This window comes from Branchiibius hedensis (assembly GCF_900108585.1).
GTDB lineage: Bacteria > Actinomycetota > Actinomycetes > Actinomycetales > Dermatophilaceae > Branchiibius > Branchiibius hedensis.
The window spans coordinates 2,363,581-2,384,906 of sequence record NZ_UESZ01000001.1; the positions used below are offsets into that span (position 1 = coordinate 2,363,581).

Annotated in this window: 19 protein-coding genes; 7 read left to right on the forward strand and 12 right to left on the reverse strand. The window is 68.4% G+C overall.

The window, feature by feature from the left end:
- The first annotated feature begins 28 nt into the window (after nucleotides 1-28).
- Nucleotides 29-1,540, forward strand: a complete 1,512-nt coding sequence (locus tag DR843_RS11430; protein WP_109685944.1) for a molybdopterin-dependent oxidoreductase — start codon at nucleotides 29-31, stop codon at nucleotides 1,538-1,540.
- On the opposite strand, the gene DR843_RS20855 is transcribed toward DR843_RS11430, so the two are convergent.
- Nucleotides 1,527-1,877 (reverse strand): hypothetical protein, encoded by a 351-nt coding sequence (locus DR843_RS20855; protein WP_342767181.1) that lies wholly within the window; start codon nucleotides 1,875-1,877, stop codon nucleotides 1,527-1,529. The genes DR843_RS11430 and DR843_RS20855 overlap by 14 nt on opposite strands.
- Between DR843_RS20855 and DR843_RS20860 the strand changes: the two genes are divergently transcribed.
- Nucleotides 1,876-2,289 (forward strand): fasciclin domain-containing protein, encoded by a 414-nt coding sequence (locus tag DR843_RS20860; protein WP_342767182.1) that lies wholly within the window; start codon nucleotides 1,876-1,878, stop codon nucleotides 2,287-2,289. The two genes, DR843_RS20855 and DR843_RS20860, sit on opposite strands and share 2 nt — an antisense overlap.
- Before the next feature lie 101 nt (nucleotides 2,290-2,390).
- Here DR843_RS20860 and DR843_RS11440 read toward each other — a convergent pair whose 3' ends face one another.
- Entirely contained in the window at nucleotides 2,391-3,548 is a 1,158-nt protein-coding gene (locus DR843_RS11440; protein WP_245934098.1) for a glycosyltransferase family 4 protein, read from the reverse strand.
- Between the two features lie 19 nt (nucleotides 3,549-3,567).
- On the opposite strand from DR843_RS11440, the gene DR843_RS11445 reads away from it, so the two are divergent.
- Together DR843_RS11445 and DR843_RS11450 are read left to right on the forward strand one after the other, a co-directional pair.
- The gene (locus DR843_RS11445) at nucleotides 3,568-4,416 is read left to right on the forward strand and encodes a PIG-L deacetylase family protein (RefSeq protein WP_109685948.1); all 849 of its coding nucleotides are present in this window, start codon (nucleotides 3,568-3,570) and stop codon (nucleotides 4,414-4,416) included.
- On the forward strand, nucleotides 4,413-5,555 hold the full coding sequence (locus DR843_RS11450) for a lysylphosphatidylglycerol synthase transmembrane domain-containing protein (protein ID WP_109685950.1): 1,143 nt from the start codon (nucleotides 4,413-4,415) through the stop codon (nucleotides 5,553-5,555). Before DR843_RS11445 ends, DR843_RS11450 begins: the two co-directional genes overlap by 4 nt.
- Here DR843_RS11450 and DR843_RS11455 read toward each other — a convergent pair.
- From DR843_RS11455 to DR843_RS11480, 6 genes are all read right to left on the reverse strand, one after another.
- Nucleotides 5,537-6,352: a phosphatase PAP2 family protein gene (locus DR843_RS11455; protein WP_109685952.1), complete on the reverse strand. Its 816-nt coding sequence runs from the start codon at nucleotides 6,350-6,352 to the stop codon at nucleotides 5,537-5,539. The two genes, DR843_RS11450 and DR843_RS11455, sit on opposite strands and share 19 nt — an antisense overlap.
- Entirely contained in the window at nucleotides 6,349-7,206 is an 858-nt protein-coding gene (locus DR843_RS11460; RefSeq protein WP_109685954.1) for a phosphatase PAP2 family protein, read from the reverse strand. The genes DR843_RS11455 and DR843_RS11460 overlap by 4 nt, the downstream gene beginning before the upstream one ends.
- Nucleotides 7,207-7,252: 46 nt before the next feature.
- Complete coding sequence (gene guaA, locus DR843_RS11465; protein WP_109685956.1) at nucleotides 7,253-8,830, reverse strand: glutamine-hydrolyzing GMP synthase; 1,578 nt, start codon at nucleotides 8,828-8,830, stop codon at nucleotides 7,253-7,255.
- The gene (locus DR843_RS11470; protein WP_245934099.1) at nucleotides 8,827-9,192 is read right to left on the reverse strand and encodes a DUF3817 domain-containing protein; all 366 of its coding nucleotides are present in this window, start codon (nucleotides 9,190-9,192) and stop codon (nucleotides 8,827-8,829) included. The genes guaA and DR843_RS11470 overlap by 4 nt, the downstream gene beginning before the upstream one ends.
- Nucleotides 9,185-9,964 (reverse strand): SURF1 family protein, encoded by a 780-nt coding sequence (locus tag DR843_RS11475; protein WP_109685960.1) that lies wholly within the window; start codon nucleotides 9,962-9,964, stop codon nucleotides 9,185-9,187. Before DR843_RS11475 ends, DR843_RS11470 begins: the two co-directional genes overlap by 8 nt.
- A gap of 132 nt (nucleotides 9,965-10,096) precedes the next feature.
- Nucleotides 10,097-11,023: a DUF559 domain-containing protein gene (locus DR843_RS11480; RefSeq protein WP_109685962.1), complete on the reverse strand. Its 927-nt coding sequence runs from the start codon at nucleotides 11,021-11,023 to the stop codon at nucleotides 10,097-10,099.
- Between the two features lie 583 nt (nucleotides 11,024-11,606).
- Between DR843_RS11480 and DR843_RS11485 the strand changes: the two genes are divergently transcribed.
- The 3 genes from DR843_RS11485 to DR843_RS11495 are packed head-to-tail and all read left to right on the forward strand — an operon-like array spanning nucleotide 11,607 to nucleotide 15,088.
- Nucleotides 11,607-12,965: an ABC transporter transmembrane domain-containing protein gene (locus tag DR843_RS11485; RefSeq protein ID WP_245934100.1), complete on the forward strand. Its 1,359-nt coding sequence runs from the start codon at nucleotides 11,607-11,609 to the stop codon at nucleotides 12,963-12,965.
- Nucleotides 12,962-14,722, forward strand: coding sequence for an ABC transporter ATP-binding protein (locus DR843_RS11490; RefSeq protein WP_109685965.1), 1,761 nt, complete (start codon nucleotides 12,962-12,964; stop codon nucleotides 14,720-14,722). Before DR843_RS11485 ends, DR843_RS11490 begins: the two co-directional genes overlap by 4 nt.
- Before the next feature lie 9 nt (nucleotides 14,723-14,731).
- Entirely contained in the window at nucleotides 14,732-15,088 is a 357-nt protein-coding gene (locus DR843_RS11495) for a VOC family protein (RefSeq protein WP_109685967.1), read from the forward strand.
- 176 nt (nucleotides 15,089-15,264) lie between these two features.
- Here the strand turns inward: DR843_RS11495 and DR843_RS11500 are convergent, their stop codons facing one another.
- The 4 genes from DR843_RS11500 to guaB form a co-directional block, all read right to left on the reverse strand.
- On the reverse strand, nucleotides 15,265-16,995 hold the full coding sequence (locus tag DR843_RS11500; protein ID WP_281268833.1) for a GMC family oxidoreductase N-terminal domain-containing protein: 1,731 nt from the start codon (nucleotides 16,993-16,995) through the stop codon (nucleotides 15,265-15,267).
- On the reverse strand, nucleotides 16,992-18,608 hold the full coding sequence (locus DR843_RS11505; RefSeq protein WP_109685971.1) for a succinic semialdehyde dehydrogenase: 1,617 nt from the start codon (nucleotides 18,606-18,608) through the stop codon (nucleotides 16,992-16,994). Before DR843_RS11505 ends, DR843_RS11500 begins: the two co-directional genes overlap by 4 nt.
- Nucleotides 18,609-18,677: 69 nt before the next feature.
- On the reverse strand, nucleotides 18,678-19,799 hold the full coding sequence (locus DR843_RS11510) for a GuaB3 family IMP dehydrogenase-related protein (RefSeq protein WP_109685973.1): 1,122 nt from the start codon (nucleotides 19,797-19,799) through the stop codon (nucleotides 18,678-18,680).
- A gap of 9 nt (nucleotides 19,800-19,808) precedes the next feature.
- Nucleotides 19,809-21,311 (reverse strand): IMP dehydrogenase, encoded by a 1,503-nt coding sequence (gene guaB / locus DR843_RS11515; RefSeq protein WP_109685975.1) that lies wholly within the window; start codon nucleotides 21,309-21,311, stop codon nucleotides 19,809-19,811.
- Nucleotides 21,312-21,326 lie beyond the last annotated feature (15 nt).

The window sequence follows — 21,326 nt, forward strand, 5'->3', positions numbered from 1 at the left end:
GCGCGGGGCCGCGCGCCGAACTACGGGTATGTCCCGTCGTCGCGCCGCCCTTGCCGGAGTCCTCGCCGCTGCGGTCGCGATGGGTCTGGCGCATCTGCTGGCCGCCATCCTCAACCCCGCCACCTCACCGGTCCTGATCATCGGCTCGGCCGTCATCGACCGCACGCCGACGGCCCTGAAGGACTGGGCCATCGAGCATTTCGGCACCAACGACAAAACCGTCCTGCTCGCCTCGGTGGTCGCAGGCACGGTGGTCCTCGCCGCGATCAGCGGACTGCTGGCGCGGCGGCGTCTGGTCTACGGGATCGCGGTGCAACTGCTGCTCGTGGCGACCGCTGCGTTGGCGACGTTGGAACGACCGACCGGTTCGTGGCGCGACCTGGGGCCGGCCCTCCTGGCCGGGCTGACCGGGCCACTGGTGCTGACCGGGCTGTTCCGCGTGGGCGGCACCCGCCCTGACGGCTACCCGTCCGGCACGAACACTCGGCGCGCGTTCCTCACCGGATCCGGTGCCGTCGCGATCGCTGCCGTCGGATCTGCAGCGCTCGGTCAAAAGCTCAGTGCCACAACAGATCCCAGCAACCTCACGTTGCCCAAGGCGCGTACGCCGCTGCCAGCGCTGCCTGCCGGGTTGGAGAAGACCTACCGGGAGATCACTCCCCTGCGCACCCCCAACGGCGGGTTCTACCGCGTGGACACCGCACTCGCCGTACCCAATCTCGATCGTGACTCCTGGACCCTGACGGTGGAGGGCGACGTCGATCGGCCGTTCACCATCGACTATCGCGAGTTGATCGCGATGGACCTGATCGAGCGGGACATCACGATGACCTGCGTCAGCAACGAAGTCGGCGGCGGCTACGTCGGAGCCGCGCGGTGGCTCGGCGTACGCACCAAAGATCTGCTCGATCGGGCCGGGGTCATGGACCCGGACAAACCCCAGGCCCAGGTGTTCAGTACGGCGACCGACGGGTTCACGATCAGCACCCCCTTGGGTGCGCTGATGGACGACCGCGAAGCGCTGCTGGCCATCGGGATGAACGGTGCGCCGCTGCCGCGCACGCACGGGTTCCCCGCCCGCCTCATCACCCCCGGCCTCTACGGGATGCTGGGCGGCACCAAATGGGTGACGAAAATGCGCGTCACGACGTACGCCGATGCGAAAGCCTATTGGACACAGCGGGGTTGGACGACCAATGGGCCGATCAAACCGTCGGCGCGGATCGACACCCCAGCGTCCTTGGCCACGGTGAAAGGTCGCACGGTCGTCGGCGGCGTGGCGTGGGCACAACGGCGCGGAGTCGTGAAGGTGCAATTGAAGATCGACGAAAAGCCCTGGCAGGACTGCACGTTGGGCCCGGACGTCGGCGTGGACTTCTGGCGGCAGTGGTATTTCATCTGGGACGACCCGGGCAGCGGTCAGCACGCCCTGCAGGCGCGAGTCATCTACGGCGACAACCAGACGCAGACCGACGATCGCGCGCCGGTCTTTCCCAACGGTTCCAGCGGGATTCAGCAACTCGTCGTCATCGGTGGCTGATCCACCCATCCAGTCCCCCACCTACTCCGAACCACTGCACATCACATCCCTCGAGGAAAGGCACGATCATGAAAACTCGTTCCACGTTCACCCTCGCGGCCGCTGCGTTGGTCATGCCGATGGCGCTGGCCGCGTGCGGCTCCTCCAGCTCCGACAGCGGGTCATCGGCCGCGTCGCCGATGGCCACCACGAGCTCGTCCGCTCCGATGACCTCGGAGTCGTCCTCCCCGATGACCTCGATGGAGTCGAGCTCGAGCTCCGCCGCCAACGCGATGGCTCCGTTCGGCGCGGGTTGCGCGAAGGTTCCCGCCTCGGGCAAGGGCTCCTTCAGCGGCATGACCTCCGACCCGGTCGCGACCGCTGCGTCGAACAACCCGTTGCTGTCGACCCTGGTCACTGCCGTGAAGAAGGCCGGGCTGGTAGACACCCTGAACAACGCGAAGGCGCTCACCGTCTTCGCGCCGACCAACGATGCCTTCGCCAAGATCCCGGCCGCTGACCTCAACAAGTTGCTGGCCGACAAGGCCGCGCTGACCAAGGTGCTGACCGGGCACGTGGTCGCCGGCAAGCTCGACCCGATGGCGGTCGTCGGCGATCACAAGTCGCTGGCCGGCTCCATGGTCAAGGTCACCGGCGCCGCGCCGGACCTGAAGGTCGACGGCACCGCTTCGGTGGTCTGCGGCAACGTGCAGACCGCCAACGCGACCGTTTACATCGTCGACACGGTGCTGCCGGGCTCGATGGGCTGACCCCCGCCCCTCGATCCCCGTCCCTGCCGACCTTTGCAGCGCAACTCACCCGGACGCGGCGTCGCTGGGTGAGTTGCGCTTCAAAAGTCGGGGACGGAGCGTCAGGCGCCGGCGCGCTCGTACTCAGCCACCGCCGCACGTACGACGTCCGGCCAGTCACACGCCGGCGCCGACGTCTGGTTCGTCACAGTGATCTCCCGGAGCAACGCGGTGTCTCCGGCCAGGCGTGCGATGCCGGCCGCCAGCTCAGAGGTCGACGGCCCGGTCAGCACCCCGTTCACACCGTCCGTCACGAATTCGCTGACCCCGCTCATCGCCGGCGCCACGACCGGCAGCCCGACGGTCCGTGCTTCCAGAGCCGCGATCCCGAAGGCTTCCAACCGGGCGGGCGCGACGTACAGGTCGCTGTCCAGGTAGCGCGCGCGCAGCTCCTCCCGCGTGACCCGACCGGGCAGCGTCAGCCAGCCGTCGCCGTACCGCGCACCCTCTGTGAGAACCCGCGAGCGCAACGGTCCGTCACCCAGGATCGTCAGCCGCAGGTCCACGCCCCGGCCGGTCAGCTCAGAACGCGCCGCACCGACTGCCGCCACCAACTCCACCGGACGCTTCCGGGTGGCTAGTCGCATCGCCGAGACCACCTCGACCACACCGCCGGGCGGAACCCGCAGCTCACCCGAAGGAGCCCAGTCCGCGACAGAAATCCCGTTGGGCAACACGGCGATCGGCGTCGTGGACAGCCCCACCAACGGGGCCGCGGCGACCGAGGACACCGCCGACAACGCGGCACCGCGACGCGACCAGCGTCGGACGTAGCCGGCCGCCTGGACCACGAAGCGGAACCGGTCCTGCACGCAGTGCCAGGTCACGGCGGTCGGAACCCCAAGCCCCAGCGCCACCCGCGTGCTGTCCATCGCGAACGGACTCACGACCCCCATCGCCACGTGCGCAACGTCGAAATCACCGAGAACAGAGCGCAATTCGCGTGGGGCCAGCGGATTCACGGGCAGGTCACCGGGCAGTGGGATCGCCAACCGGTGCACCTGCACCCCGTCGATGACCTCCTGACCATGCCGGGTCCCATCGGCTCCGCGGGTCGCGGTGAACGCGTGCACCTCGTGCCCCTCAGCGACCAGATGCCGCCCCAGATCGTGCATCTGGACCTCGATGCCACCCAGCCGTGGCAGGTAGCAGTCGGTGAGCAGGGCGACCTTCACGCCGCACAACACTAGTGGCCACGCCGGGTCACCCTTCAGGCTCATAGCAGCAGCACAGGGCAGGATGGGGGCCATGTCGGTCGCCGTGTTCTTCCACGCGCACCCGGATGACGAAGCTCTGCTCACCTCGGGCACGATGGCCAAGGCGGCCGCGGCGGGTCACCGGGTGGTGCTCGTGGTCGCCACCGACGGAGCGCTCGGGCTGACCAGCAGCGAGTACGGCGACCCGGCCGACCTCGCGAAAACCCGCCTGGCCGAGGTGCAGGCCAGCGCCGATGCGCTCGGCGTCGCCCGCGTGGTCAACCTGGGGTACGCCGATTCCGGGCTGGGTCCCGTCACGCACCTGGACGGGACGGGCCGCACCCGGTTCAGCGACGCGGACGTCGACGAGGCAGCCGGCAAACTCGCGGAGATCCTGCGCGAAGAGCACGCCGATGTCTTCACCAGCTACGACCCCACCGGTGGTTACGGCCACCCCGACCACGTCCAGGTCCACCGGGTCGGCGCCCGGGCAGCCGAGGTGACCGGCATCCCGGTGCTGGAAGCGACCGTGCCGCGGGATCTGCTGGTCAAAGGCATCAACCTGGCCGCCAAGTTCTACAAGTTCCCGCCCGAGTTCGACATCGACTCCTACCGCCGGGCCTATTCGGCGAAGGAACAGATCACCCATCGGATCGACGTACGTCATCAGATCAAGGCCAAACGTGCCTCGATGCGGGCCCACGCCTCCCAGGCGGTCGCCGACGGTGGCGCGGACCGGACGCTGGCCGCGTTCCTGCGGATCCCGCGGCCGGTGTACGACCTGGTCTTCGGCCGGGAATGGTTCGTCAGCCCGACGCATGCCGGCCCGGTGAGCCACGACATTTTCCAGCCCAGCACCCAGCAGGACGTCACAGAGGAGATCCGCCGATGACGACGGACGGTTCACAGCCGGAATCGCTACCGGCAGAGGTGCTGGACGACGAAGCGCCACACATGCCCAAGCCGACGTGGCGCACCTTCCTGTCGGCGATTGCCGGTATCGGCCTGGCGGCGTTGTTGATCATCTTCGTCCTGCCGTGGGTGGGCGGCGTGACCTGGCACGAGATCTTCGACTCGTTCAGCAAGATCGGCTGGCTGACCTGCCTGGAACTCTTCGGTCTGGTCGTGCTCGGTTTGTGGTGCTACACGTTCACGCTGACCGGGTCGCTGCCCGGTCTGTCGCACATCCGTGCCCTGATCATGAACGTGTCGGGGTCGGCGGCCGGCAACCTGCTCCCCGGCGGCGGCGCGGCGGGCGTCGCCACGACGTACCTGATGGCCCGGTCCTGGGGTTTCGTGCGTCGGGAGATCTCGACCTCGATCATCGTCTCCGGGGTCTGGAACGTCCTGGCCCGCGTGGCGTTGCCCTTGCTCGGCATCGCGGCCCTGTCCCTGAGCGAGAACGCCCTGCCGCCATCGGTGCGCAAGGCGGCCTGGTGGGGCGGGATCACCGGACTGCTGCTGCTGACGGCGTTCATCGCGATCCTGGTCAGCCCCAAACTCACGATGACCGTCGCCGGCTGGCTGGACCGGTGGGTCGCACCCGTCTTCGCCCGCGTCCGGCGCGGCAAGAAGAAGGGTCAGGTGCCGGCGCTGGGTGAGTTGATCGTCGACCAGCGTTCCCGGATGGCCAACGTGACCCGGACCGGCTGGCTGCCGATGACCCTGGGCCTGGTGGGCTTCATGGGGGTCTACTTCATCCTCTTCTGGCGCACCTTCAACGCCTTGGGGGTGAACCTGCCGTGGGTGAACCTGTTCGCGGCGTACGCCATCGGCCGGTTGCTCACCGCGGTCGGCGTCACCCCTGGCGGCGTCGGGATCACCGAGACCGGCACCCTGGCGGTGCTCAAGGCGTGGGGCGCCGACCCCGCCGCCGCAGCCGCCGGCGTGCTGCTGTTCGGCTTCTTCACCCACATCCTGGAGTTGCCGCTGGGCGCGATCGGCTGGCTGGCGTGGTGGAAGTCACCCAAGGAAACCCCGCGCGATCACACGGATCACCCGGATCACCCCGATCACGTCCCGGCGACCTGATCGACCTCGTCCAGGGCGACCACGAACCAGCTGACGACCCCGCTCACCGCCAGCGCGACCAACATCCCGGTGAACCGGGACGCCACGAACCAGCCCAGCGGGATATCGGGCCATCCGCGGTACGCCGTGAGCGCACCTGCCGCCGCCAACCCACCCAGGAGCGCGAGACCAGGTGGTCGCAGCGCGGGATCTGATGACCACCTGACGGCTGCCGTCCGGTGGAACCGGCGTGCCACCGGCGCGCCGATCAGCACGACGATCCCGGCCCACACCAGGCACACGGCAGCAGCGGCGACGACGTCGCCCGGCACGTGCCAGGTGCCGATCATCGCGCCGATCGCCGTCACCGCCCCCAGAAAACCCGCGAGCGCCGACAGCTGCGGCCGCCACCGCGGACCGGACACCAGCACTGCCGCGAGCAGTGTGGACAGCACGACCGTGACGTGGCCGCTGGGCATCGTGTTCTCCCCGGTCGCCAACGGGGCAATGACCGAGCGCTTGAGGAGCTGGGTGCTCACGGTTGCGCCACCGACCAGGACCACCGCGGCGACCGCCAGATCAGGCCGTCGCCGCAGCAGAGCAACCCCGACGATCGCGGCCAGCACAACCACGATGAGCGGGCCGCGGACCAGGACTCCGACCGGGCCGATCACCAGGTCGTCGTAGGCCCAGGCCAGCATCAACTCCCGGTCGACCCGCCCGCCGGTCGCGCTGACCACGCCACCCAGCACGACGATTGCCAGAGCGATCAGACCGCCGGCGATCATGGCCAGCGGTGTCCGAAGCGGCAGGGTCATGTCAGTGATCGATCAGCGACGGCGGTCAGCCAGGTGAACACCAGCCCGACCGCGGCCGCGAACACCGCGACGGCCAGCCAGGCTCCCGCCAAGGGCAGTCCGGCACCGATCACGATCCCGCGCTGCCAGAGCATCACGAAGAGCACCGCACTCGGTCCGGCGAGGGCCAACGCCGGCGAGATCCCCGAGGGTCGCGGGCCGGGCAGGCGCTGCTCCATCGCGAAGATCACGATGAGGGCAACACCCAGCCACGCCGTGCAGACCGCCAGCGCCGCGAGCACATCGCCGGGGCGGTGCCAGGATCCGAGCACCGTCGCGATGCCGGCAGCGGCCGACAGACCCGCCGCCACCGGGGCGACGAACACCCGTGCGCTGGTCGGCGCCACGAGCGTCGCGGCCAGGCACACCGACACGGCAACGGTGGTGTGACCGCTGGGCAACGTGTTGGAACCCGCGTGCGGCAACCGCTCGAAAACCTGATACTTCAAGATCTGGGTGGTGATCGTCGCCCCACCGATGAGCGTCGCCGCACCCACGGCCACGCCGATCCGACGCCGCACGACGGCCACGCCGACACAGCCGATGAGGACCAGGGCAACAGCGGGCACGGTGATGACGGACAGGAAGTGCGCCGCCGTGAGCCGGGAGGCGTCGGAGATGTCCCAGGCCGACATGAGCCCCTCGTCCCAGCGCAGGCCGCGATAACTGTGCAGGCAGTAGCGCACCAGGATGGCCAGCGCCGTCGCCGAGAGCGCGATCATCGCCGCCCCGTGCACCCACATCGGGATGGTCAGCCCGCCACGCGCCGTACGGGCAGCCGAGGTTTCCCGGTCGGCGAGGACGGAGGCAGTCACAGCGTCCAGTGTGCTCCGGCCGGCTGGGCGCGCGCTATGCGCGACCTCACTCCCACTCGATGGTGCCCGGCGGTTTGCTGGTCACATCGAGGACGACTCGGTTGACCTCGGCCACCTCGTTGGTGATCCGTCCGGAGATCTTGGCCAGCACCTCGTAGGGCAACCGCGTCCAGTCCGCGGTCATCGCATCCTCGCTGGAGACCGGGCGCAGCACGATCGGGTGACCGTAGGTGCGCCCGTCGCCCTGGACGCCCACCGAACGTACGTCGGCCAGCAGCACCACGGGGCACTGCCAGATATCGCGGTCCAGGCCCGCGGCCGTGAGCTCGGCGCGAGCGATGGCGTCCGCGCGGCGCAGGATGTCCAGCCGCTCCTCGGTGACCTCGCCGATGATCCGGATGCCCAGGCCGGGGCCGGGGAACGGCTGGCGGGCCACGATGGCCTCGGGGACGCCGAGTTCGCGGCCGACCTGACGGACCTCGTCCTTGAACAGCAACCGCAACGGCTCCACCAGGGAGAACTGCAGGTCATCGGGCAGACCGCCGACGTTGTGGTGGCTCTTGATGTTGGCCGCACCGGTGCCGCCACCGGACTCGACGACATCCGGGTAGAGCGTGCCCTGCACCAGGAATTTCACCGGGTGCTCTTCGTCGCCGCGGTCCTGCACGATGTCGCGCGCAGCCTGCTCGAAGGTGCGGATGAACTCGCGGCCGATGATCTTGCGCTTGGCCTCCGGGTCGCTGACCCCAGCCAGAGCGGTGAGGAACTGCTCGCGGGCATCGATGACGACCAGGTCGACCCCGGTGGCCTTCACGAAGTCCTGCTCGACCTGCTCGGCCTCGCCCTCACGCAACAGGCCGTGGTCGACGAAGACACACGTCAACCGGTCGCCGATGGCCCGCTGCACCAGGGCTGCTGCGACCGAGGAGTCGACCCCACCGGACAGGGCGCAGATCGCGCGGGCATCCCCGATGTCGGCCTTCGCCTGGGTGACGAGTTCCTCGACCATGTTGGCGGCAGTCCAGTCCGGGCTCAGCCGAGCGCCGTGCAGCAGGAAGTTCTCCAGGACCTGCTGGCCGAACGTGGAGTGGAGCACCTCCGGGTGCCACTGCACGCCGTACAACCGTCGGTCGTTGTCCTCGATTGCGGCCACGTCGGCGCCGGGTGAGGTGGCGGTGACGGCCAGTCCCTTCGGGGCCTCGGAGACGGAGTCGCCGTGGCTCATCCAGACCGACTGGGTGTCCGGCTGACCGTTGAACAGCGTGGACTCCGGTCGCACGGTGGCCTGCGTCGCGCCGTACTCGCGCAGTCCGGTCCGCTCGACGGTGCCACCGAGGGCCTTGACCATGGCCTGGAAGCCGTAGCAGATCCCGAAGACGGGCACGCCCGCTTCGAGCAGGGCCTTGTCCAGGCTCGGGGCGCCCTCGGCGTAAACCGATGACGGGCCGCCGGACAGCACGATCGCGGCCGGCTGTTTGGCCAGCATGTCGGCCACCGACATGGTGTGCGGCACGACTTCGCTGAAGAGGTTCGCCTCGCGGACGCGGCGGGCGATCAGTTGCGCGTACTGCGCACCGAAGTCGACGACGAGGACGGGGTGCTCCTGCAGGGGCGCTGAACTCACTGCGCCAGTTTACGGGCCTCGATGCCGTCCAGTTCACGCTTCACCGTGCCGCTGACCCGGTGCTCGACGTAGAAGGACAGGAAGGGTACGACGCCGGCCAGAATCACCCCGACCATCTTGGGGATGTCCCAGCGCATCTTGAAGCCGAGGTTGGCGGTGGCGGCCACGTAGATGATGAACAGGATGCCGTGCGGCTGCGGCCACCAGTCCAGTGAGTTGTTCTGGAAGCCGCGGTGCAGGATCACTTCGGCGACCAATATCAGCAGGCCGATACCGACGATCACCGCCATCACCCGGAAGAACGTCAGCGCGGTACGCGCCTTCGGGACGTCGATCAACTGGCTGCGGTCAAGCTCAGACACTGGCACTTCTCTCCTTAGGATCCGGCACATTGTCCCCCGCGGCCATCAGCGCCTGTTCATCGCGGTAGTCATCGCGCACCATCCGCCACCACATGTAGACCGCGAACGCCGCGAACAGCCACCACTGGATCGCGTAGCCCAGATTGCGGATCTGCAGACCGCCGCTGGCCGGCTCCGGTGGCGGGAACGTCTGGATCGGTGCTGCTGTGGCGTTCGGCTGCTCGCTGGTCGCGAAGATGAACGCGTTGTAGATCTGCCCGCCCCACTGGTTGGCGAAGATCGCCAGGTTGACGCTGCCGACCTGCCCGGCGGGATACGTGCCGTCGGACGGCGATTCACCGGGTGCGAGTTCACCCTCCACCGTCACGCTCGAGGTGCCGGTCGTCGGGGCGGGGGCACTCGGCGTACTCACAAATCCGCGGACCACCGCGATCCGCGCGTCGCTGCCGTCGGCGACCAGCGGCGTCACCACCCACCAGCCGTCTTTGCCGTCCAACACGCGGCCGGCGACCAGGACCTGGTGCTCGGGGTCGAAGTGGCCTGTTGCGACGACGGGCCGCAGCGAACCGTCGGCCGGGAAGTCCTGGTGCGGAGCGATGTAGTCCTGCAGCGTCACGCGGGTCTTGTGCGCATCGTCGGCCATCGCGTCATGCGCACCCTTGGTGTGCGCGACCCCGAACTGCCACAGGCCCAGCCAGATGAACGCGGCCACGATGACCACCAACGCCGCCAACCAACCCAGCCACTTGGGCTTCAGGGCGGTCCGCAACATGGTTTCAAGCGTACGTCGCGCGCTGCGTGCCGCTGCCTGCTCACCTCGCGCCGTCAACAATCGACGAAACCGCCAGCACTCGAGGCCCTCGCGAGCGCAGACACCTCAACTGGTGACGAAACTGCCAAGACTTCAACCAGCGGCTCGCCGCCCCGGGAAGTAGCGAGTCCACTCGTCGCTGCTGATCCGCACGGCCATCCCGTGCCGTCGTTGGATCGCGACGAGTTGTTCCAGAAGAGCCCTCGGTTCCGCCCAGAGGTCATTGTTGGTATAGGACAGGTGGCTCCAGCCCTGATCCGTGAACCACCGTCGCCGCCGGGCGTCCCACTCCCGGTCGCGCGGTGTGGAGTGATGGTCGTGGCCGTCGTACTCGAGGCCGATCTTCTCCCGGTAGGCCAGATCGAGTTCGTAGCGGATCCGACCATCAGCATCCCGGAACTTCAGTCCCACCAGCGGCTCTGGGAGACCGGCGAGCACAATCAGCATCCGCAGCCGGGTCTCCTTGGGTGATCGGACGCCAGCACGAACCAGCGATGCGGCCCGTCGCGCCAGCTGGCATCGAGCACCACGCCACTGCGTTGCCCGTCGGACCAAGTCTTCCGGCCGGCACTTCTTGGCCCGCACCAGCGAGTCACCGAGGATCACCAGATCGACCAAGTCGAGATCGGTCGCCAATTCACAGAAGGTTTGCGCAGGAGTCGTGACCGGCCGACCGTCCAGCACCACCACCTGAGCACTCGCAACGCTGCGAACCTCGACACCATCCAGCCGCAGCCGCCGATGACCCGGGAGATTCAAGGTCACCATGGCTGAATCGGGAACGACCCCGTGCCACAGCCGTGCCGCACTGTGCCGGGCGACAACCGTCTCCGCGGGAGCGACCAGCAGAGCGGCGTCGAGGCGCAGAGCTTCCGACGGCGGGTAGCTGCGGTCGGCGTACACGCCATGCCCGACCCTTCGGAACTTACGACTGCGCAGCATCGCGTCGGTGACCCCCGCGGCATTCGCCTCGGCGCGGGTGATCAGCCCGAACCGTCGTTTCGGTAGCGCGTCGCTCATGGACCCAGCGTTTCGGAATTGCCGGACTCGTGCCGGCGGCTGTCCACAGGCACTGTCCGAGGTGCGCGCCGTCAACAATCGACGAAACCGCCAGCACTCGAGGCCCTCCCGAGCGCAGACACCTCAACTGGTGACGACACCGCCACAACTCGCGGCGCGCACTCCCGAAAAGGATTTGCCCCAGCGCGTCCTCGTGGCGCACCGTGATCTTCGAAATGCAACGACTCCCCTTCACCGATCCCGGCACGCCCGATCTGCGCGGTCCGTGGCGGTTCCTGCTCGGCGTCGGTCGCGGCCAGCTGCGCTCCCAGATCCTCGGCGCACTGATGGGCAGCATCTGGATGCTGTGTGCGGCGCTCACCCCGGCTGCGGTCGGCCGCGCCATCGACCAGGGCATCGTGCCTCGCGACGGCGCGGCGTTGTTGCGTTGGTCCGCAGTCGTTTTCGCGCTCGCGGTCATCTCTGCGGGTACGGGTGCGCTGCGCCACCGGTACGCCGTGGAGAACTGGTTGCGGGCCTGCTTCCGCACGATGCAATGGCTGGGTCACCACGCCGCGGACACCGGGGCCGCCCTCCCCGCGCGATGCCCACCGGCAAAGTGGTCGCCGCGATCGCCTCCGATGCCCCCACCATCGGCAGCAGCTTCGACGTCGCCAACCGCTTCGCCGGCGCGATCGTGTCCTACCTGGTGGTCGCGGTCATCATGCTCACCACGTCGGTGCGGTTGGGTCTGCTCGTGCTGCTCGGCGTACCCATCCTGCTGGCCTCGCTGGCTCTGGTGATGAAACCGCTGCAGCGTCGGCAGGCCCAGCAACGTGAGGCCTCCGGCAAACTCGTCGAGCTCGGCGCCGACACCGTCGCCGGTCTGCGGGTGCTACGCGGGATCGGCGGCGAGGCCACCTTCCTGGAGCGCTACCGCGACCAGTCCCAGCTCGTACGCCGCCGCGGCAACCAGGTGGCCGGGTTGCAGTCCACGTTGGATGCGGCCCAGATCCTGCTGCCCGGGCTCTTCACGCTGATCGTGACCTGGGTCGGTGCCCATGCGGTCCTCGACGGTGATCTGCAGGTCGGACAGTTGGTTGCGTTCTACGGGTACGCCGCGTTCCTGGTCCTGCCGCTGCAGACCGCGACCGAGTTCGCCGGCAAGCTGACCCGCACCCACGTCGCGGCCGCCAAGGTGATCGCGGTCCTCGGTGTCCGGAGCGACTCAGCGGCCGACGCCGCCACCGCTACCCTGCCGGACGGACCCGGCAGTCTGCACGACCCGAGCACCGGATTGACCGTCGCACCAGGGCAATTCGTCGCCGTCGTGTCCGCGCACCCTGAGGAGTCGGCGGCCTTGGCCGACCGTTTGGGCCGGTTCGGCGCCGAGCGCACCGAGGTGACGATTGCCGGTACGCCGATCGCGGACGTCCCGCTCACCGAGGTGCGGGAGCGTGTGGTCGTCTCCCAGATCGACCCCGCACTCTTCACCGGCCGGCTGCGCGACGAACTCGACCCCTGGAACCGCGCCAGCGACGCACGACTGCAGCAAGCCCTGCAGGTCGCGAGCGCCGAAGACATCCTGGACGCGGTCGACGACGGTCTGGACACACCGGTCGAAGAACGCGGACGCACCTTCTCCGGTGGCCAGCGGCAGCGCCTCACGCTGGCCCGGGCGCTGCTGTCCGAGGCCGAGATCCTGGTGCTGGTCGAGCCGACGAGCGCCGTCGACGCACACACCGAGGCGCGCATCGCGGGCCGACTGGTCGCCGAACGCGCCGGCCGCACCACCATCGTGATGACCGCCAGCCCGCTGCTGCTGGACCGCGCGGACGAGGTCGTGTTGTTGCAGGACGGTCAGGTGACCGCCCGCGGGACGCACGCCGACCTGCTACGGCACGACTCGGCGTACCGCCGGGTGGTTGTCCGCGGCGACGACGACGCGGTGGTGGGCGCATGAGCGACACCACGCGGCGTACCTTGCCGATCGCCACCCCGCGGCAGGTGCGCGAGCACACCCTGGCCCTGATCCGGCAGCACCGGGGGTTCCTTGCGCTGGTCGTCGGCCTGCAGGGCCTTGCTGCTCTGGCGGCGCTGGTCACGCCGTGGTTGATGGGCCGGTTGCTGGACGATCTGACGCGCGGCACGACGTACGCCGTCATCAACGAGATCGCGCTGGCCTTCTTGGCTGCTGTCCTGGTGCAGACCATCCTGGTCTGGTTCGCGCGGCGAGCGGCGTTCATCATGGGCGAGGGGGTATTCGCCCAACTGCGCGAGCGGTACGTCGAGCGGGTCGTGGAGTTGCCGCTGTCGACGGTGGAGCGGGCCGGGACCGGTGACCTGGTCGCGCGGACCACCAACGACGTCGAGGCGTTGGCGTACGTCGTGCGGTACGGCATCCCGTCGCTGTTCGTGGGTGCCGTGACGGTCACGCTGACCTTGATCGTGGGCTTCGTGGTGAACCCACTGGTTGCGATCGGGTTGCTGGTCGGCGTCCCGATGATGGTGCTGACCACGCGCCGGTATCTGCGGCTGGCCCGCGCACGCTATCTGCGGGAGCGCGCCAGCTACGCGGTCGGCAATGCCGTTGTCACCGAAACCGTCGAGGGTGCAAGGACCTTGGATGCCCTGCGGCTGCAGGAGCGCGGCCGCCAGCGGATCGATGCGAGCATCGCGGAGATGTTCGATGCGGAGATGGGCACCCTCGCGCTGCGACTGCGCTGGTTCCCATCCATCGACCTGGGCGTGCTGGGGCCGGTCGCGGTGGTGTTGCTGTGGGGTGGCTGGCTGGTCTTCGAGGGCCACGCCAGCATCGGGCAGGTCACGACGATCGTGCTCTACGCGCAGGCGATGGCCGGTCCGGTCGATGAATTGCTCGGCTGGCTCGACGAGATCCAGGTCGGCGCGACGTCGCTGTCCCGAGTCATCGGTGTCGAGGAGGTTCCGGCCGACCGGACCGCGACTGGTGCCCTGCCAGCGACCTCGGACATGGCGGCATCCGACGTGCGGTACGCCTACCGCACGGGTCGCGATGTGCTGCACGGGGTTTCGTTGGCGCTCCAGCCCGGCGAGCGGTTGGCCATGGTGGGTCCGTCGGGAGCCGGCAAGTCCACGCTGGGCCGGTTACTGGCCGGCATCGACGGTCCCCGAGAGGGGTCGGTCACCGTCGGTGAGGTGCCATTGGTGGATCTGAGCCTGCCGGTGCTGCGCGGGGAGGTGGCGCTGGTGACCCAGGAGCATCACGTGTTCGTCGGGACGTTGCGGGACAACCTGCTGCTGGCGGCACCCACGGCGACTGACGACGTGCTGCGCGAAGCGCTCGCCTCGGTGGACGCCGGGGACTGGGCAGCGCGACTGCCCGACGGCTTGGACACGGTCGTGGGGGCCGGCGGTCACGCGCTGACCGATGCGCAGTCGCAACAACTCGCGCTCGCGCGGCTCGTACTGGTCGATCCGCACACGTTGGTGCTGGACGAGGCGACCTCGTTGCTGGATCCCCGCGCCGCCCGGCACCTGGAGCGATCCCTCAACGCCGTCGTCACCGGACGCACCGTCGTCGCGATCGCGCACCGGTTGCACACCGCCCACGACGCCGATCGGGTCGCGGTGATCGAGGGCGGCCGGATCAGCGAACTGGGTTCGCACGACGAGTTACTCGCGATCAACGGCTCCTACGCGGCCCTCTGGCGCGCCTGGCGCTCCGAGGAGAGCGCCTAACATCCAAGTATGCGCGTGGTGGAGATCCTGACCAATCTGACCGTGCCGGACGTCGACCAGGTGCGCGCGTTCTACGCGGACTTCCTGGGGTTGAGCCAGGAGGAGATGAACCAGGGCTGGGTGGCACGGTTCACCCAGCCGCAGTCCCGGGTCAGTGTGCAGGTGGTGACCCGGGACAAGACAGCGCCGGTCGATTCAGTGGCGACCCTGAAGGTGGACGATGTCGATGCTGCGCACGCCGAGGCGCAGGCCGCCGGCATCGAGATCGTGCACCCGCTCACCACCGAGGAGTGGGGTGTGCGCCGGTTCTTCGTCCGAGCCCCCGACGGCAACGTCTTCAACATCGCCCAGGCCCACGACGGGTAGCGGCCGCCCGACCGCGGCCACCTCGACTTTCGACGAAACCACCACAAGCCGCTGCCCCCACAGCGTCCGCCACCTCGACTTGCGACGAAACCGGCAGTAGTTGCGCAGCGTCGGCCGAGAACCCTCAACGGCGGCCGTCCCTCGCAACGGAACGACCGCCGTACGTGCTGATGGAATCAGGCGACCGGTTGCAGCGGGCGCACCTTCGGCATCCCCAGGTCCGTCCCCGGCACCCGGTTGGGTTTGACGTCCAGTCGCTCGTACGCCGATCCCTGGGTCGGGCGCTGATCCTCCTGCCCTTTCACCGGCCACATCGCGGCGGCTCGCTCGGCCTGTGCGGTGATCGTCAGCGACGGATTCACCCCGAGGTTGGCCGAGACGGCCGATCCGTCGGTGACGAACAGCCCCGGGTAACCCCACACCCGGTGGTAGGGGTCGATGACGCCCTTCTCCGGCGAGTCCGAGATCACCACACCGCCCAGGAAGTGCGCGGTCAGCGGTTTGTTCGCGAGCTCAGCCCAGTTGGTGCCCGCAATCGTCTTCTTGCCGGTGAGCGTCGCCAACTTGTCCGCCATCACGTGCGCGGCAGCATGCCCCTGCGGCAGCCAGGTCGGGTTCGGCGCGCCGTGACCCTGCTTGCTGGTCAGTTTGAAACCGCCGGTCAGCTTCTTCTTCGCCGAGACGGTGATCGAGTTGTCCGAAACCTGCATGACCAGCCCGATGATCGTGCGCTCGCTCCAACCCGGGCCCAGCGGTCCGGCCATCAACAGTTTGACCGGGCTCTTGGCCAGTTCGACACCGAACGCGGCGAACCGCGCCAGCGCCCCACGGCCTTCACCATCGACCATCCCGGCGACGAGCAGCTTCATCACGTTGGAGCCCTTGCCGTAGCGGCAGTTCTCCACGTGGGTGGTCTCATCGACGTGGAAGGACGTCGTGATCGCCACACCGGTCGTGAGGTCGACACCCTTGGGCACCGTCATCGTCGCGGCACCGGCCAACTCCTCGGAGTTGGTGCGGGTCAGCACCCCCAGCGACGGGGACAGCTTCGGCAACGTGCCGGAGGCCTTCATCTTGTGCAGCAGCTGCTGGGTGCCCCAGGTGCCGGCGGCCAGCACGACGTGCCGGGCAGTGACCGACGTCTGCTTCTTGGCGGCCCACGCACCGGTGCGTTCGGTGGTGATCCGGAAACCCTCTGTCTCACCGAGGGATTCGAGCGTGGTGACCGTGCGCATCGGCTCGATCCGCGCGCCCGCCTTCTCCGCGAACGCCAGGTAGTTCTTCATCAGCGTGTTCTTCGCCCCGACCCGGCAGCCGACCATGCAGTTACCGCACTCGGTGCACCCGGTGCGGGCCGGGCCCTCCCCGCCGAAGAACGGGTCCTCGACGGTCTTGTCCGGTTCCCCGAAGAACACCCCGACCGGCGTCTTGCGGAAGGTGTGGCCGACCCCCATCTGCTCGGCGGTGTCCTTCATCAGCTGCTCGACGGGACCCCAGCAGGGGTTCTCCTCCACGACACCGAGCATCTTCTTGCCGGTCTCGTAGTGCGGCGAGAGCTCGTCCTCCCAGTCGGTGATGTGCCCCCACTGCTGGTCCTTGAAGAACTCCGACGGCGGCTTGTAGAGCGTGTTGGCGTAGTTCAACGACCCGCCCCCGACGCCGGCGCCCGCCAGGATCATGACGTTCGGCAACACGTGATAGCGCTGCACGCCGTACAGCTTCAGCGCGGGCGCCCACAGGTACTTGTTCAGCCGCCAGGAGGTCTTGGCGAAATCCTTGTCCTCGAACCGGCGCCCGGCTTCGTACACCAGGACCGAGTAGCCCTTCTCGGCCAACCGCATCGCGGAGACCGCACCACCGAAACCTGATCCGATGACCACCACGTCGTGGTCGTATTCGGTTGTCACGAAAGCCTCCCCAGCTTCATCGCGCGCAGACCGAGCGACATCGTCTTGGCCCATAGCTTTTCCGGTACGCCGAAGGCCGGCGCGATCGGCATGACGTGCTGGGCGGCGATGTTCTGCGATTCGGTGTACTTCAAGATGCCTTCTGCACCATGGCGGCGGCCGAGCCCGGACTGGCCCATCCCGCCCATCGGGGCACCGTTGCTACCCCACGCCGCGACGTACCCCTCGTTGATGTTCACAGTGCCGGCCTTGATCCGCGCCGCGATCTGCCGTCCGCGCCCGACCCGTTTGGTCCACACCGAGGCGTTCAGCCCGTACTCGGAGTCGTTGGCGAAGGCGATCGCCTCCTCATCCGAGGCCACCCGATAGATCGACACCAACGGCCCGAACGTCTCGCACCGACGGCACGTCGCCGAGTCCGGCACGTTGGCCAGCACGGTGGGCTCGAAGAAGTACGGACCCAGGTCGGGGCGTGCCTTGCCGCCGGCGAGAACGACCGCACCGGCGGCCTTGGCGTTGGTGACGTGGTCGACGACCGTCTTGAGCTGCGCCGCCGAGATCAGCGAACCCATGTCGTTGCCCCAGTCCAGATCCGAACCGAGCTTCATCGCCTGCACCTTCTTGACGAAGAGCTTGGTGAACTCATCGGCCACGCTCTCGTGCACGACCAGTCGCTCGATCGAGATACACAACTGCCCGGCGGAGGAGAAGCACGCCCGCACCGCACCCTCGGCGGCCTTGTTCAGGTTGGCGTCCGCCGCGACGTACATCGCGTTCTTGCCGCCCAACTCCATCGACGCCCCGACCAACCGACCAGCGGCGCGCTGCGCGACCCCGATGCCGGTCTTGGTCGAACCGGTGAACATCACGTAGTCCGCCTGGTCCAGCACGGCCTGGCCGACGGTGCTACCCGGCCCCAGGACGACCTGCAGCAAGCCGTTCGGAAGCCCGGCCTGGTCGATCAACTCGACCGCTCGCAGCGCCGTCAGCGCCGACTGGGAGTCCGGACGCAGCACGATGGCGTTGCCCGCGACCAGGGCGGGGAGCGCGTCGGTGATGGACATCGACAGCGGGTAGTTCCACGGCGCAACGACTCCGACGACACCCTTGGGGTGGTGCAGCACCCGGGTCTGGGTCAGCACCGGGACGGCGCCCAGGGCCCGGCGGGGCTTGAGGTAGTGGTTGGCCCGACGCGCGTAGTGCCGGGCGACCCCCGCCACGTCCATGACCTCTTCGAACGCATTGCGGCGGGTCTTGCCCGATTCGAGCTGGATCAGATCCATCAGCTCGCCCTGGTTCTTCAGGACCAGGTCGTGCAGTTTCAGCAGGAATCGCGCGCGCTCGCGGGGCGAGGTCGCGGCCCACTTGCGCTGCGCCCGACGCGCCGTCTTGTAGGCGACCTCGACGTCGTCCACCGTGCTGCCCGGCAGGGTCGCGAGCAACTCCCCCGTGAACGGCGTCACGCACTGGATCGGGTCAGCACCGGGGGAACTGAGGACGCGACGCGCCAACCGGGGGGCCAGGTGGGGCGCAATGGCGTACGGCGATCGCGCCGGTTTGGCGGCCACGACCGGGTCCGCGGCGGCAGCGGGGTCCTGCAGGATGTCGGTCATGTTACGGAATAGTAAGTGACACAGGTCACTGCGTGGTACTACACCCGAAGAAAAGTCTCCGGACCGTAATCAGGACCGCTGGTAAGGCGCCACCACAACCTCGACGCGCTGGAACTCCTTGAGCTCGGTGTACCCGGTCGTCGCCATGGCGCGGCGCAGCGCCCCGGTGATGTTGGTCGTACCGTCCGCGGACTGGCCCGGGCCGTTGAGGATCTCCGCCAAGGTGCCCACGGTCCCTACGTAGACCTTCTCCCCGCGCGGCAACTGCGCGTGGTGCGCTTCGGAGCCCCAGTGGTAGCCCTCGCCCGGCGCGGAAGAGGACCGGGCCAACGCAGCACCCAGCATCACGGCATCCGCACCACACGCGATCGCCTTGACCACGTCACCGGACAAGCCCATGCCGCCATCGGCGATCACGTGCACGTAGCGACCGCCGGTCTCGTCCATGTAGTCCCGACGCGCTCCCGCGACGTCGGCGATGGCCGAGGCCATCGGCGCGTGGATACCCAGCGCCCGCCGCGTCGTGTGCGCCGCTCCCCCACCGAAGCCGACCAGGACGCCGGCCGCGCCGGTCCGCATCAGGTGCAGGGCCGCGGTGTAGGTGGCCACGCCACCGACGATGACCGGGACGTCGAGTTCGTAGATGAAGCGCTTGAGGTTCAACGGCTCGGAGTTGCCGGACACGTGCTCGGCGCTGACCGTCGTACCGCGGATCACGAACAGATCCACGCCCGCGTCGACCACGGTCTTCCAGTGCTCCTGGGTGCGCTGCGGCGACAAGGCACCGGCGACCGTGCACCCGGAGTCGCGAATCTCCTTCAACCGCAGAGCAATCAGGTCAGGGCGGATCGGCTCGGAGTAGATCTCCCGCATCCGGGGCAGCGCTTCGCTGGGCGCCAGGGCCGCGATCTCCTCCAGTAGCGGCTCGGGGCGCTCGTAGCGGGTCCACAGGCCCTCGAGGTCGAGCACCGGCAAACCACCGAGGCGACCGAACTCGATGGCGGAAGCCGGCGACATGACCGAGTCCATCGGAGCGGCCATGATCGGCAGATCGAAGTGATAGGCGTCGATCTGCCAGCCGAGCGACACCTCCCTCGGGTCGCGGGTGCGCCGGGAGGGCACCACCGCGATGTCGTCGAAGGAAAAGGCGCGCCGCCCGCGCTTGCCCCGGCCGATCTCGATCTCAGTCACAGCTGAAGATTATCCGGCCCAGTAGTTCGGGGCCTCGACGATGCCCTGCACGTCGTGCGGGTGGGACTCCTTCAGGCCCGCCGAGGTGATCCGCACGAACCGCCCGCGCGACTGCAACTCAGGCAGCGTGCGCGCGCCGACGTAGAACATCGACTGGTGCAGACCGCCGGTCAATTGACGTACGACGGCCCCCAGGGGTCCGCGGTAGGGCACCCGACCCTCGATCCCCTCGGGGATGATCTCGTCATCGCTGGCCACATCGGCCTGGAAGTAGCGGTCCTTGGAGAAGGACTTCTTGCCGCGGGAGGCCATCGCGCCCAGCGAACCCATGCCGCGGTAGGTCTTGAACTGCTTGCCCTGGACCAGGATCAGATCACCCGGGGACTCCTCACAGCCCGCCAGCAACGAACCGACCATCACCGTGCTCGCTCCGGCCACGAGCGCCTTGGCGATGTCACCGGAGTACTGCAGGCCGCCGTCGCCGATGACCGGGACTCCCGCGGGTTTGCAGGCCAGCGCGGCTTCGTAGATCGCGGTGACCTGTGGGACACCGACACCGGCCACGACGCGCGTGGTGCAGATCGACCCCGGACCGACGCCGACCTTGACCGCATCCACACCTGCGTCGACCAGGGCCTGAGCGCCTTCGCGGGTCGCGACGTTGCCGCCGATGACCTGTACGTGGCGGGTCGCCGGGTCGGCCTTGAGCTTGCGGATCATGTCCAGCATCAGCCGGGCGTGACCGTTGGCGACGTCGGGCACGATCACATCGACACCGGCCTCGACCAGCGTCGTCGCCCGCTCCCAGGCGTCCCCGAAATAGCCGACGGCGGCCGCGACCAGCAACCGGCCCTGGCTGTCCTTGCTGGCGTCGGGGAACTGCTCGGACTTCACGAAGTCCTTGACCGTGATCAGACCGGTGAGGTGCCCGTCGTCGTCGATCAGCGGCAGGCGCTCGCGCTTGTGCTTGCGCAGCAGTGTCGTGGCGTCGTCGCGACTGATCCCGGGGCCGCCGGTGATCAACGGCATCGGGGTCATCATCTCGTTGACCTTGGTGGTCGCCCACTCCGCGACGGGCGTGAAGCGCAGGTCGCGGTTGGTGATGATGCCGATCAGCTTGTTGTCGACGTCGACCACCGGCAGACCCGACACGCGATAGCGACCGCACGTCTCGTCGAGTTCTTCCAGCGTCGCGTCCGGGCCGATGGTCACCGGGTTGGAGATGATGCCGGTCTGGGTGCGCTTGACCAGATCGACCTGTTCGGCCTGGTCCTGGATCGACAGATTGCGGTGCAGGACGCCGATGCCACCCTGGCGGGCCATCGCGATCGCCATCCGCGACTCGGTGACGGTGTCCATCGCGGCAGAGACCAGCGGGACCTTCAAGGTCAGCTCGCGGGTCAGTTGCGCTGTCGTATCGACTTCGCTCGGGATGACGTCCGTTTCACCCGGCAGCAGGAGGACGTCGTCGTAGGTGAGGCCCAACTGGCCGAAGTGGTCGGGAATCTCCATTGCCCAATCGTACGG